Raw genomic sequence first — 14236 nt, 5'->3', positions numbered from 1 at the left:
GACGGGATCCGGCCGGGCACGCTGTTGGGTATCTGAAGGTACGGCCGCATGGCCTGCTTTCAGTTGCCGGCCCCAGTGCACTCGGGATGTAAGTCTCGGGGTGATGGGTGGTTGGTCGTTGTTTGAGAACTGCACAGTGGACGCGAGCATCTGTGGCCAAGTTTTTAAGGGCGCACGGTGGATGCCTTGGCACCAGGAACCGATGAAGGACGTGGGAGGCCACGATAGGCCCCGGGGAGTCGTCAACCAGGCTTTGATCCGGGGGTGTCCGAATGGGGAAACCCGGCAGTCGTCATGGGCTGTCACCCGCTGCTGAACACATAGGCAGTGTGGAGGGAACGCGGGGAAGTGAAACATCTCAGTACCCGCAGGAAGAGAAAACAACCGTGATTCCGGGAGTAGTGGCGAGCGAAACCGGATGAGGCTAAACCGTTCACGTGTGAGACCCGGCAGGGGTTGCGTGTGCGGGGTTGTGGGATCTCACTTCTGTTGTCTGCCGGCAACAGGGCGAGTCAGAAACCGTTGATGTAGGCGAAGGACATGCGAAAGGTCCGGCGTAGAGGGTAAGACCCCCGTAGTCGAAATGTCAGCGGCTTGCTTGTGAGACACCCAAGTAGCACGGGGCCCGAGAAATCCCGTGTGAATCTGGCGGGACCACCCGCTAAGCCTAAATATTCCCTGGTGACCGATAGCGGATAGTACCGTGAGGGAATGGTGAAAAGTACCGCGGGAGCGGAGTGAAATAGTACCTGAAACCGTGTGCCTACAAGCCGTGGGAGCGTCGGAACAAGGCTTGCCTTGTTCTCGTGACTGCGTGCCTTTTGAAGAATGAGCCTGCGAGTTTGCGGTGTGTTGCGAGGTTAACCCGGGTGGGGAAGCCGTAGCGAAAGCGAGTCCGAACAGGGCGATTGTAGTAGCACGCTCAAGACCCGAAGCGGAGTGATCTAGCCATGGGCAGGTTGAAGCGGCTGTAAGAGGTCGTGGAGGACCGAACCCACCAGGGTTGAAAACCTGGGGGATGACCTGTGGTTAGGGGTGAAAGGCCAATCAAACTCCGTGATAGCTGGTTCTCCCCGAAATGCATTTAGGTGCAGCGTCGTGTGTTTCTTGCCGGAGGTAGAGCACTGGATAGGCGATGGGCCCTACCGGGTTACTGACCTTAGCCAAACTCCGAATGCCGGTAAGTGAGAGCGCGGCAGTGAGACTGTGGGGGATAAGCTCCATGGTCGAGAGGGAAACAGCCCAGAGCATCGACTAAGGCCCCTAAGCGTACGCTAAGTGGGAAAGGATGTGGAGTCGCACAGACAACCAGGAGGTTGGCTTAGAAGCAGCCACCCTTGAAAGAGTGCGTAATAGCTCACTGGTCTAGTGATTCCGCGCCGACAATGTAGCGGGGCTCAAGCGTACCGCCGAAGTCGTGTCATTGCGATATGTACCCCCAACGGGGATCGTGATGGGTAGGGGAGCGTCGTCTGCCGGGTGAAGCAGCACCGGAAGGTAGTTGTGGACGGTTGACGAGTGAGAATGCAGGCATGAGTAGCGATACAAACGTGAGAAACGTTTGCGCCGATTGACTAAGGGTTCCTGGGTCAAGCTGATCTGCCCAGGGTAAGTCGGGACCTAAGGCGAGGCCGACAGGCGTAGTCGATGGATAACCGGTTGATATTCCGGTACCCGCTGTGAAGCGTCAAACATCGAACCAGGCGATGCTAAGTCCGTGAGACCGCCTGCTGCCGGCTTTGCCGTCAGTGGGAGTGGTGGAGCCGACGAACCAGACCTGTAGTAGGTGAGTGATGGGGTGACGCAGGAAGGTAGTCCATCCCGGGCGGTGGTTGTCCCGGGGTAAGGGTGTAGGCCGCAAGGTAGGTAAATCCGCCTTGCATACGGCTGAGACCTGATGCCGAGCCGATTGTGGTGAAGTGGATGATCCTATGCTGTCGAGAAAAGCCTCTAGCGAGTTTCATGGCGGCCCGTACCCTAAACCGACTCAGGTGGTCAGGTAGAGAATACCGAGGCGTTCGGGTGAACTATGGTTAAGGAACTCGGCAAAATGCCCCCGTAACTTCGGGAGAAGGGGGCCACACCTGGTGACCGGATTTACTCCGTGAGCTGGGGGTGGCCGCAGAGACCAGCGAGAAGCGACTGTTTACTAAAAACACAGGTCCGTGCGAAGCCGTAAGGCGATGTATACGGACTGACGCCTGCCCGGTGCTGGAACGTTAAGGGGACCGGTTAGCTTGGATTCGTCCAGGCGAAGCTGAGAACTTAAGCGCCAGTAAACGGCGGTGGTAACTATAACCATCCTAAGGTAGCGAAATTCCTTGTCGGGTAAGTTCCGACCTGCACGAATGGCGTAACGACTTCTCGACTGTCTCAACCATAGGCCCGGTGAAATTGCACTACGAGTAAAGATGCTCGTTTCGCGCAGCAGGACGGAAAGACCCCGGGACCTTTACTACAGTTTGATATTGGTGTTCGGTTCGGCTTGTGTAGGATAGCTGGGAGACTGTGAAGCTCGCACGCCAGTGTGGGTGGAGTCGTCGTTGAAATACCAGTCTGGTCGTGCTGGATGTCTAACCTGGGTCCGTGATCCGGATCAGGGACAGTGTCTGATGGGTAGTTTAACTGGGGCGGTTGCCTCCTAAAGAGTAACGGAGGCGCCCAAAGGTTCCCTCAGCCTGGTTGGCAATCAGGTGTTGAGTGTAAGTGCACAAGGGAGCTTGACTGTGAGACCGACGGGTCGAGCAGGGACGAAAGTCGGGACTAGTGATCCGGCGGTGGCTTGTGGAAGCGCCGTCGCTCAACGGATAAAAGGTACCCCGGGGATAACAGGCTGATCTTCCCCAAGAGTCCATATCGACGGGATGGTTTGGCACCTCGATGTCGGCTCGTCGCATCCTGGGGCTGGAGTCGGTCCCAAGGGTTGGGCTGTTCGCCCATTAAAGCGGTACGCGAGCTGGGTTTAGAACGTCGTGAGACAGTTCGGTCCCTATCCGCTGTGCGCGTAGGAGTCTTGAGAAGGGCTGTCCCTAGTACGAGAGGACCGGGACGGACGAACCTCTGGTGTGCCAGTTGTTCTGCCAAGGGCATGGCTGGTTGGCTACGTTCGGGAGGGATAACCGCTGAAAGCATCTAAGCGGGAAGCCTGCTTCGAGATGAGGACTCCCACCCACTTGATGGGGTAAGGCTCCCAGTAGACGACTGGGTTGATAGGCCGGATCTGGAAGCACCGTGAGGTGTGGAGGTGACCGGTACTAATAGGCCGAGGGCTTGTCCTCAGTTGCTCGCGTCCACTGTGTTGGTTCTGAAACCACGAACAACCCCACGTCCACAGCGTGGTGCGGTTGAGTGTTTCATAGTGTTTCGGTGGTCATAGCGTAGGGGAAACGCCCGGTTACATTTCGAACCCGGAAGCTAAGCCTTACAGCGCCGATGGTACTGCAGGGGGGACCCTGTGGGAGAGTAGGACGCCGCCGAACAATTATTAGAAGGGCTGGTCCCGGAACTTCGGTTCCGGGACCAGCCCTTTTTTGTTTTCCGTCACTTCGAGTTCACGTTGCGCCCCCACCATCCCCCTATGGGTACTGCAGCAATGCTCAGGGCCGCCGGCGTGGGCGTCGGTGACGAGGTCGTCGTACCTGCCTTCGGGAACGTGGAAGTCGCCGAGGCCGTGGCCCTGGTGGGCGCTTCGCCGGTGTTCGCCGACATAGATCCGGTGACGTACTGCCTGGACCCCTCCGTGGTGGAGGCGGCGCTGACGCCCCGGACCGCGGCGATGGTCGTCGTGCACCGGTTCGGGCGGCCGGCGGACATGGGCGCACTGCACCGGGTCGGACAACGGCACGGGCTGCTCGTGCTGGAGCAGGGTGAGTCCGAGGTGCCGTACGACGAGATAGCGCGGCGCAGGCAGCGGGCGGCCTACCTCGACGGGAAGTTGAGGGGGGTGCGGACTCCGGACTGGGGCGACGGGCACACCTACCAGCAGTACGTGGTGCGGGTGCCGGGGAACGGGCGGCCGGACCGTGACGCGTTCGCGCGCGCCGTGCGGGGGAGGGGAGTGGAATGCCGGGTGCCGGTGAAGGTGCCCGTGCACCGGTTGCCCGGATTCCGGCGGTGCGTGTCACTGCCGGAGACGGAGCGGGCCGTCGACGAGACGCTCGCGCTGCCCGTCGAGGCGGCGTTGACCAAGCGGGACATGCAGCGGATCGTGTCCGCCTGCAATGCGCTCGGTGGGCTGTTGCAACCCGCGCACTGAGGAAAGGCCGTGGTTGGGAGCACCGGCTTGTTCGGGGTATGATCTATTCCGTTGCCGCGAGGGAAACCTCAAAAGCGACAGGCCCCTATAGCTCAGTCGGCAGAGCGTCTCCATGGTAAGGAGAAGGTCAACGGTTCGATTCCGTTTGGGGGCTCCAGCACAAAGGCCCCGCCCATTCGGGCGGGGCCTTTCGCATGCCCTGGTCAGTCCGCGTGGGGCTCCGGGACGCGCATGGCGAGGATCGCCATGTCGTCGGACGGGGCGTCGGACGCGAACCGTTCCACCGCGCGCATGATGCGGGCGGCCACCGCGCCGGCCGTCAGACCCGTGCAGGTCGTCAGGACGTCGGCGAGTCCGTCGTCGCCCAGCATGCGCGTGCCCTCGCGGCGTTCGGTGACGCCGTCCGTGACGCACAGCAGGACGTCGCCCGGGTCGAGGGTGACCGTCTGCTCGTACAGCTCCAGGTCCTCGATGACACCGAGGAGGGGCTGCGGTTCGGCGGCCGGTTCGACCGTGCCGTCCTGGCGCAGGCGGAGCGGGAGCGGATGGCCGGCGCAGACCACCTTCAGCTCCGCGCTGCCGTCCTCCTGCGGGCGCATCTCGCCGTACAGCAGCGTGAGGAAGCGGCTGCGGGCGCCCTCGTCCAGGATGGCGGAGTTGAGGCGCTGCAGGACCGCCGGGCCGCTCAGCCCCTCCCGGGCCAGCAGGCGCAGGGCGTGCCGGGCCAGGCCGGTGACGGCCGCCGCGTTGGGGCCCGTACCGCAGACGTCGCCGATGGCGAAGCCGTACGCGTCGTCGCTGATGGGGAAGAGGTCGTAGAAGTCGCCGCCCACCTCGTTGCCCTCGCCGGCCGCGCGGTAGATGACCTCCACCTCGACGCCGTCGATGACGGGCAGCTCCGGGGGCAGGAGGCTGCGCTGGAGGGACTGGCTGATGGCCGTGCGCTCCGAGTACAGCCGGGCGTTGTCCAGGGCCAGGGCGGCCCGGCGGGACAGGTCCTCGGCGAGTTCCAGGATCTCCTGGCGGAAGTGGTCGTCGGTGGGCTTGCCGAGCGTGAGCATGCCGATGACGCGGTTGCGGGCGACCAGCGGGAGGACGACGGTCTCGCCGCCGACGGCGGAGGCCGTGGCGAGGGTCGGGCCGATGCCGATGCTCACCGGCTGGGGCGTACCGCCGCTGAGGCCGAGGTCGCGCATGGAGGTGCGCAGTGCCGCCTGGTGGGCCATCTCGGCGGGAGCCGTCCAGACCCGGGCGCCCGGGGTGGGGACCGGGTCGGGCGGGGCGATCTTCGACAGCAGGGATTTGATGCCGTCGATCAACTCCTCGTCCTCGTGCAGGACGTAGGAGAGGTACGGGTCCGAGGACTGGTCGGCGATGGTGTACACGGCGCACCAGGTGGCCAGCGTCGGGACCGTCATCTGGGCCATGAGGGCCAGCGTCTGGTCGCGGTCCAGGGTGCCGGCGAGGAGGTCGGAGGCCTCGACGAGGAAGCTGAGCGAGCCGCGGCGCAGCCGCTCCAGCTCGCCCAGGCGTGCCGACTCGACGGCCAGCGCGATGCGATCGGCGGCGAACTGGAGGCGCAAGGCCTCCTCGTTGGAGTACCGGCCGGGGGCCTCGGCGGCGACGCCGAGGGAGCCGGTGAGGCGGCCCTCGACCTTGAGGGGGACCGTGACGACCGAGCGCATGCCCGTGCTGTTGAGCAGCGGAACCGCGCCGGGGACGGCCTCGAGGTCGTCGTGGACGGCGGGCATGCGTGCCGAGCCGTAGCGGCCGGGGCCCGCCTCGACGGGGACGCGGGCGAAGCGCTGGCGGGCGGAGGGCAGGCCGGTCGAGGCGCGGACCTCCAACTCCGTTTCGTCGTCGGTGGCCAGGAGCAGGAAGGCGGCGTCGGCGTCGAGCATGTCGCGGGCGCGTTCGACGGTGCGCTGGAGCAGGCCGTCGAGGTCGTCCGGGGCGGGGGAGCCGATGAACACCTCGAAGGGGTCGGCGCTCTGGCCCTCGGCGGCCGGGGTGTCGGCGGCCGGCACGCGCAACGGGGTCTGCAGCACCGCGCGTTCGTGGTCGCGGACCAGGAGGCAGACCGTGGACGGTTCGCCGTCGGCGTCGCGGACGCGGAGGTGGGAGGCGTAGACCGGGGTGACGCGGCCGTCGGCGCCCCTTATGCCGTAGCTGCCCTCCCAGCGGGAGAGCTGGAGCGCCTCGGCGATGCCGGTGCTGGTGCCGGGGGTGTGCGGCCAGGCGGCGAGGTCGGTCAGCGGCTTGCCGACGACCTGGTCGGGGGCGTAGCCGAAGAGGTCCTCGGCGTCCTCGTTCCACGACGTGACGGCGCCGGTGCGGTCGATCTGGACGACGGCGACGCGGACGCGGCCGTCGGCGAGCGGCAGCAGGGCGGCCGGGAGGGAGGGGCCGGCGGCGCGGGTGCCGACCGGGCGCTCGGGCAGATGGAGGTGGAACCAGACATTCTTGAGCGTGGGCGTGTACTCCACGCCCCAGCGGTCGGCGAGCGCCGCGCACAGCTGGAGGCCGCGCCCGCCCTCGCGGTCGAGGCTGCCCATGTTGGCGGGGGAGCCCTGGAGCGGTACCTCGCGCTCCGGATAGTGGTCGGCGACCTCGATGCGCACGCCGTCGTCACCGCGCAGACACACGACGTCGGCGGTGGTGCCGGCGTGGACCACGGCATTGGTCACCAGCTCGCTGGTGAGCACCACGGCGTCGTCGACGATGTCGGCCTGGCCCCAGCCCTGGAGGGTGTCGCGGACGAAGGACCGGGCACTCGCCACGGATCGCCCGACGGGCTCGAAGCTGGCGGCCGCGCGCGCGGTGATCACAGAACTCCTCGACCCTCTCTCCCCGTGCACGGCCTCATGGCCGACCGGCTCGTGCCGCTGCTGCGGCAGCCCACCCGTCGGCCCGGGATCCGGGGGCTGCTCCCCCGGGATCAGTCCGGTGGTCATTCCGGCCGCCCCTCCGATGCCCGCTCGTCTCCGTGCCACCGCCCAGACCGGACGGACCGGTACGGCTGGACAGCCTCATGCAAGGTTACTTACCTTCGCCGTCCATCCGGATGCCGGTCTGCAGTGTTTCCGCCCAGAGGGTGTGCGGACGATGTGCGAAGCTGCCGAACTGTTATGGCCTGGTTCGGCCGGGGTGAAACACTGGGCAAGCTGCTTATGAAGGTCCGGGCAGGTGAATGCGTGCCCAGTCGGGTGGGCAGCAGCCCCTGGAAGCGGTCCGGCGTGCCGGGCCGCGGTGCCCGGCAGTACGGGAATCACAGGCGGCAGGAACCGGTCCGCCGAGCGTGGGCGGCCGGGCACAGCGGTATCGGTCGACCCCTGCGGGAGGGACACAGTGGAGTCTGGCGCAGCGACGCGGACCTCGAAGACGCGCGCGAAGGGCGGACAGTCCCTGAGCAACCAGGGCAAAACGCGGGGCGGCAGTACCCGGGGCGGCACCACGACGGTGGACACGGCGGCCCTGAACCGGCTGCTGGCGGCCCTCGTGTCCATGCGGGAGGGAAACTTCCGCAGGCGGCTCACGGTGTCCGGCGACGGCGTGATGTCGGAGATCGCGGCGGTCTTCAACGAGGTGGCCGACCGGAATCTGCACCTCACGGGCGAGCTGGCGCGGGTACGGCGCGTGGTCGGACGTGAGGGAAAACTCACGGAACGGCTGGAGACCGGCGCCTGCGAGGGGTCCTGGGCTGCCGCGATCGACCACTCGAACGCGTTGGTGGACGACCTGGTGCGACCCGTCTCCGAGGTCAGCCGGGTGCTGTCGGCGGTGGCGGACGGTGATCTGTCGCCGCGCATGGAGCTGCGGACGCAGAGCGAGGAGGGCACCGGGCAGCCGCTGCGCGGTGAGTTCCTGAAGGTCGGCCGCACCGTGAACAACCTGGTCGACCAGCTGTCGACGTTCACGGACGAGGTCACGCGGGTGGCCAGCGAGGTCGGTACCGAGGGCAAGCTGGGCGGTCAGGCCCGAGTGCGCGGTATGTCCGGTTCCTGGAAGGACCTGACGGACTCCGTCAACACGATGGCGTACCGGCTCACCGCCCAGGTGAGGGACATCGCGCTGGTCACGACGGCGGTGGCCAAGGGTGACCTGTCGCGGAAGGTCACGGTGCACGTGGCCGGCGAGATGCTGGAGCTGAAGAACACCGTCAACACGATGGTGGACCAGCTCTCCGCGTTCTCGTCCGAGGTGACGCGGGTGGCCCGTGAGGTGGGCACCGAGGGTGCGCTGGGCGGTCAGGCGCGGGTGCCGGGTGTGGCCGGGGTGTGGAAGGAGCTGACCGACTCCGTCAACACCATGGCCGGGAACCTGACGGCCCAGGTGCGCGAGATCTCGCACGTGACGACGGCGGTCGCCAACGGCGACCTGTCGAAGAAGGTGACGGTGCCGGCCCGCGGCGAGGTCGCGCAGCTCGCCGAGACGATCAACCAGATGACCGAGACGCTGCGGATCTTCGCGGACGAGGTCACGCGCGTGGCGAACGAGACGGGCGGCGAGGGTCAGCTCGGCGGGCAGGCGAACGTGCCGGGCGCGGCCGGTATCTGGAAGGACCTGACGGACTCCGTCAACACCGTCTTCCGGAACCTGACCACTCAGGTGCGCGACATCGCCGCGGTGACGACGGCCGTGGCCAGCGGCGACCTGTCGCAGAAGGTCACCGTGGACGTGGCCGGCGAGATGCTGGAGCTGAAGAACACCGTCAACACGATGGTGGACCAGCTCTCCGCCTTCGGTGCCGAGGTCACGCGGGTGGCCCGCGAGGTCGGTGTCGAGGGCGAGCTGGGCGGTCAGGCGCAGGTGCCGGGGGCGGCCGGGACGTGGAAGGACCTCACCGACTCCGTCAACACGGCGTTCCGCAACCTCACCGGTCAGGTGAGGAACATCGCCCAGGTGACGACGGCGGTGGCCAACGGCGACCTGTCGCAGAAGGTCACCGTGGACGTCTCCGGCGAGATGCTCCAGCTGAAGAACACCGTGAACACGATGGTGGACCAGCTCTCCAGCTTCGCCGACCAGGTGACGCGGATGGCCCGCGACGTGGGCACGGAGGGCCGCCTCGGCGGTCAGGCCCGGGTCGACGGCGTGTCCGGCACCTGGAAGGAGTTGACGGACTCCGTCAACTCCATGGCCGGCAATCTGACCTCCCAGGTGCGCAACATCGCCCAGGTGACGACGGCCGTGGCGCGCGGTGACCTGTCCCAGAAGATCGACGTGGACGCGCGCGGCGAGATCCTGGAGCTGAAGAACACCATCAACACGATGGTCGACCAGCTGTCGTCGTTCGCGGAGCAGGTCACGCGCGTGGCCCGCGAGGTGGGTACCGAGGGCCGGCTCGGCGGTCAGGCGCAGGTGCCCGGGGTCGCGGGCGTGTGGCGCGACCTGACGGACTCCGTGAACGGCATGGCCGGCAATCTCACCGCGCAGGTGCGCAACATCGCGCAGGTCGCGACGGCCGTGGCGCGCGGCGACCTGTCCCAGAAGATCACCGTGGACGCGCGCGGGGAGATCCTGGAGCTGAAGAACACCCTGAACACGATGGTGGACCAGCTGTCGTCGTTCGCCCAGGAGGTCACGCGCGTCGCGCGCGAGGTGGGCACCGAGGGCATCCTCGGCGGCCAGGCGGAGGTGCAGGGCGTCTCCGGCACCTGGAAGGACCTCACGCAGTCCGTGAACGGCATGGCCAACAACCTGACCATGCAGGTGCGCAACATCGCCGAGGTCACCACCGCGGTGGCCAAGGGCGACCTGTCGAAGAAGATCACCGTCGACGCCAAGGGCGAGATCCTCGAACTGGTCACCACCGTCAACACGATGGTGGACCAGCTGTCGTCCTTCGCCGAGCAGGTCACGCGGGTGGCCCGTGAGGTGGGCACGGAGGGCATCCTCGGTGGTCAGGCGAGCGTGCCCGGCGTCGTGGGCATCTGGAAGGACCTCAACGACAACGTCAACCTGATGGCCAAGAACCTCACGGTCCAGGTGCGGAACATCTCCCAGGTGGCCGCGGCCGTCGCCAACGGCGACCTGACGCGGACGGTGACGATCGAGGCGCGCGGCGAGGTCGCCCAGCTCGCCGACACCTTCAACACCATGGTGCGGACGCTGCGGTCCTTCGCCGACCAGGTGACCAAGGTGGCCCGCGAGGTGGGCACCGACGGCATCCTGGGCGGTCAGGCACAGGTGCCCGGTGTGTCGGGGACGTGGAAGGACCTCACCGAGTCGGTGAACCAGATGGCGTCCAACCTGACCGGCCAGGTGCGCAACATCGCCATGGTCACCACGGCGATCGCGAAGGGCGACCTCACCAAGAAGATCGACATCGACGCGCGCGGCGAGATCCTGGAGCTGAAGACGACCATCAACACGATGGTGGACCAGCTGTCGTCGTTCGCCGAGGAGGTCACCCGCGTCGCCCGCGAGGTGGGCACGGAGGGCCAGCTCGGCGGCCAGGCACGCGTGCGGGACGTGGACGGCACCTGGCGCGACCTGACGGAGTCCGTGAACGAGATGGCCGGGAATCTCACCCGGCAGGTGCGGGCCATCGCGCGCGTGGCGACGGCGGTGACCCGCGGCGACCTGAACCTGAAGATCGACGTGGACGCTTCCGGAGAGATCTCCGAGCTGCAGGACTACATCAACAAGATGATCGCCAACCTGCGCGACACCACGATCGCCAACAAGGAGCAGGACTGGCTCAAGGGCAATCTGGCCCGGATCTCCGGTCTGATGCAGGGCCGCCGCGACCTCCAGGACGTGGCGTCGCTGATCATGAGCGAGCTGACGCCCGTGGTCTCCGCGCAGCACGGGGCGTTCTTCCTCGCGATGCCCCTGGTCGACGGGCAGGAGCAGGCGGGCGCCGAGGGCGACGCGTACGAGCTGCGGATGCTCGGGTCGTACGGCTACTCGATGGGCTCGATGCCGACCTCTTTCCGGCCGGGGGAGGCGCTGGTCGGCACGGCCGCCAAGGAGAAGCGCACGATCCTCGTGGAGAACGCGCCGACCGGCTACCTGAAGATCTCCTCCGGGCTCGGCGAGGCCCCGCCCGCGCAGGTGATCGTCCTGCCGGTGCTGTTCGAGGGGCAGGTGCTCGGCGTCATCGAGCTGGCGTCGTTCACGCCGTTCACGCACATCCAGAAGGACTTCCTGAACCAGATCGCCGAGATGATCGCGACCAGCGTCAACACCATCTCCGTCAACACCAAGACGGAGGTGCTGCTGAAGCAGTCGCAGGAGCTGACCGAGCAACTGCGTGACCGCTCCGAGGAGTTGGAGCAGCGGCAGAAGGCGCTCCAGTCGTCCAATGCCGAACTGGAGGAGAAGGCGGAGCTGTTGGCGCAGCAGAACCGCGACATCGAGGTGAAGAACACCGAGATCGAGGAGGCCCGCCAGGTCCTGGAGGAGCGCGCCGAGCAGCTCGCGGTCTCCATGCGCTACAAGAGCGAGTTCCTGGCCAACATGTCGCACGAGCTGCGTACGCCGCTCAACTCACTGCTGATTCTGGCCAAGTTGCTCGCCGACAACGCCGACGCGAACCTCTCCCCGAAGCAGGTGGAGTTCGCCGAGACGATCCACGGCGCCGGCTCGGATCTGCTCCAGCTCATCAACGACATCCTCGACCTGTCGAAGGTCGACGCGGGGAAGATGGACGTCTCCCCGACGCGCATCGCACTCGTCCAGCTCGTGGACTACGTGGAGGCCACCTTCCGGCCGCTGAGCGCGGAGAAGGGCCTGGACCTGTCGGTGCGGGTGTCGCCGGGGCTGCCCGCGACCATGCACACCGACGAGCAGCGGCTGCTCCAGGTGCTGCGCAACCTGCTGTCCAACGCGGTGAAGTTCACCGACTCGGGCTCGGTCGAGCTGGTCATCCGGCCCGCCCGGGACGAGGTGCCGCAGGCCATCCGGGAGCAGTTGCTGGAGGCCGGTTCGATGAGCGACCCGGACGCCGAGCTGATCGCGTTCTCCGTGAGCGACACGGGCATCGGGATCGCGGCCAGCAAGATGCAGGTGATCTTCGAGGCGTTCAAGCAGGCCGACGGCACCACCAGCCGCAAGTACGGCGGTACGGGCCTCGGGCTGTCCATCTCGCGGGAGATCGCGCAGCTGCTCGGCGGCGAGATCCACGCGCAGAGCGAGCCGGGCCGCGGGTCGACGTTCACGCTCTACCTGCCGCTGCACCCGAGCGAGCTGCCGCCGCACGGCTACCAGCAGCCGCTGCCGTCCGTGGAGGGCGGTGAGCCGTCGGCGTCCCCGGCGGCCGTGGCCGAGCTGCCGGGTGCACAGGCCGAGACGCCGGCCGAGGTGAAGTCGTACCAGGACTCGCAGAACGGAGCGGCCGCGCTGTTCCGGCGCCGCCGCCGGTCGGCCGGGACCGACGAGCTGCCCGCGGTGCGGGAGCGGCAGTCGGACGACGGGCAGGAGCCGGCGCCGCAGTCCGGCCGGGGCATCCGGTTCGGCGGGCAGAAGGTGCTGATCGTCGACGACGACATCCGCAACGTCTTCGCCCTCACCAGCGTCCTGGAGCAGCACGGCCTGTCCGTGCTCTACGCCGAGAACGGGCGGGAGGGCATCGAGGTCCTGGAGCAGCACGAGGACGTGGCGGTCGTCCTGATGGACATCATGATGCCCGAGATGGACGGGTACGCGACGACCACGGCGATCCGCCGGATGCCCCAGTTCGCCGGTCTGCCGATCATCGCGCTGACCGCGAAGGCCATGAAGGGGGACCGGGAGAAGGCGATCGAGTCGGGCGCGTCCGACTACGTGACGAAGCCGGTCGACCCCGACCACCTGCTGACGGTGATGCAGCAGTGGATGCGCGAGGAGTGAGCGAGAGGCTCCGGCGGCGGCCGGGGAGCCGGCGGGAAGCGAGCGGTACGTTCGGGCCCCGGGTCCGTAGTACGTTCGGGCACGGTGTCCTCGTATGTTCGGGCACCTTCCGTGCGGCTCGCTCGGGCGGTGTGCGAACGTGGAGTGTGTGTCAACGGCGGGAACCTTCGGGGTTCACGCGGAGTCGCTGACTCAGCGTGCCCGAAGCCGTGTAGAAGTACGGGATTCGGGGAACCTTCTGGTCCCCTGCCGCGTTTCTGCTACGAGCACAGTGACATCACGGTGACAGGGTGTGGCGACAGGCGGGGTGCGGCTACGATGACCGGCACGAGGACGGACGGCGCAAGGGAGCCGTCCCCCGGGGCGGCACCCGCCGGTGCCGTGCCAAGTCCTGTGGACAGGGGAGGCCCCACGCCGGGGCGAGGAGGGCGGGCCATGGTGCAGAAGGCCAAGATCCTCCTGGTCGATGACCGGCCGGAGAATCTGCTTGCGCTGGAGGCGATCCTCTCGGCGCTCGATCAGACGCTGGTGCGGGCATCGTCCGGGGAGGAAGCGCTCAAAGCACTGCTCACGGACGACTTCGCGGTCATTCTGCTGGACGTCCAGATGCCGGGCATGGACGGTTTCGAGACCGCCGCGCACATCAAGCGACGGGAGCGGACCCGGGACATCCCGATCATCTTCCTCACCGCGATCAACCACGGTCCCCATCACACCTTCCGCGGGTACGCGGCGGGCGCGGTGGACTACATCTCCAAGCCCTTCGACCCGTGGGTGCTGCGCGCCAAGGTCTCGGTCTTCGTCGAGCTGTACATGAAGAACTGCCAGCTGCGGGAGCAGGCGGCGCTGCTGCGGCTCCAGTTGGAGGGCAGCGGCAAGGCGGAGGCGGGCGAGACCAAGGAGCCGGCCGGGCTGCTCGCCGAGCTGTCGGCGCGGCTGGCGGCCGTGGAGGAGCAGGCGGAGGCGCTGTCCAAGCAGTTGGGCGACGAGTCGACGGACGCGGCGGCGGTGGCGACGGCCGCCCACCTGGAGCGCAAGCTCACCGGGCTGCGGCGGGCCCTGGACGCCCTGGAGCCGGGCACGTCCGGAGGCCAGGCCGCCGTCAACTGACGCCGCGGCCGGCGCCCGGATCACCGATCACGTCCC

Annotated in this window: 4 protein-coding genes, 1 tRNA gene and 2 rRNA genes; 6 read left to right on the top strand and 1 reads right to left on the bottom strand. The window is 67.1% G+C overall.

The window, feature by feature from the left end; genetic code table 11:
* Positions 1 to 154 precede the first annotated feature (154 nt).
* From D1J63_RS09430 to D1J63_RS09415, 4 genes are all read left to right on the top strand, one after another.
* Positions 155 to 3278: ribosomal RNA gene (locus D1J63_RS09430) — 23S ribosomal RNA — on the top strand.
* Positions 3279 to 3362: 84 nt separating this feature from the next.
* Positions 3363 to 3479 (top strand): 5S ribosomal RNA (gene rrf / locus D1J63_RS09425).
* A 113-nt stretch (positions 3480 to 3592) separates the two neighbouring features.
* Positions 3593 to 4255 (top strand): DegT/DnrJ/EryC1/StrS family aminotransferase, encoded by a 663-nt coding sequence (locus D1J63_RS09420; RefSeq protein ID WP_164713165.1) that lies wholly within the window; start codon positions 3593 to 3595, stop codon positions 4253 to 4255.
* Between the two features lie 81 nt (positions 4256 to 4336).
* Positions 4337 to 4412, top strand: a tRNA-Thr gene (locus D1J63_RS09415).
* A 46-nt stretch (positions 4413 to 4458) separates the two neighbouring features.
* Here the strand turns inward: D1J63_RS09415 and D1J63_RS09410 are convergent.
* Positions 4459 to 7209, bottom strand: a complete 2751-nt coding sequence (locus D1J63_RS09410; protein WP_125628553.1) for a SpoIIE family protein phosphatase — start codon at positions 7207 to 7209, stop codon at positions 4459 to 4461.
* Positions 7210 to 7603: 394 nt separating this feature from the next.
* On the opposite strand from D1J63_RS09410, the gene D1J63_RS09400 reads away from it, so the two are divergent.
* Positions 7604 to 13090 carry a HAMP domain-containing protein gene (locus D1J63_RS09400; protein ID WP_125628552.1) on the top strand — a complete coding sequence of 1829 codons (5487 nt, stop codon included), beginning with the start codon at positions 7604 to 7606 and terminating at the stop codon, positions 13088 to 13090.
* A 435-nt stretch (positions 13091 to 13525) separates the two neighbouring features.
* Positions 13526 to 14200 carry a response regulator gene (locus tag D1J63_RS09395; RefSeq protein ID WP_102932166.1) on the top strand — a complete coding sequence of 225 codons (675 nt, stop codon included), beginning with the start codon at positions 13526 to 13528 and terminating at the stop codon, positions 14198 to 14200.
* Positions 14201 to 14236 lie beyond the last annotated feature (36 nt).

It is taken from the genome of Streptomyces sp. KPB2 (assembly GCF_003950055.1).
GTDB classification, from domain to species: Bacteria; Actinomycetota; Actinomycetes; order Streptomycetales; family Streptomycetaceae; genus Streptomyces; species Streptomyces salinarius.
The sequence above is the reverse complement of the archived record's forward strand: the minus strand, read 5'-3'. Positions and strand labels throughout refer to the sequence as shown.

Excerpts from the sequence above, each read along its gene's own strand:
- D1J63_RS09420 (WP_164713165.1), top strand. The coding sequence starts at position 3,593 with ATGCTCAGGGCCGCCGGCGTGGGCGTCGGTGACGAGGTCGTCGTACCT.
- D1J63_RS09395 (WP_102932166.1), top strand. The coding sequence starts at position 13,526 with ATGGTGCAGAAGGCCAAGATCCTCCTGGTCGATGACCGGCCGGAGAAT.
- D1J63_RS09410 (WP_125628553.1), bottom strand. The coding sequence starts at position 7,209 with ATGACCACCGGACTGATCCCGGGGGAGCAGCCCCCGGATCCCGGGCCG.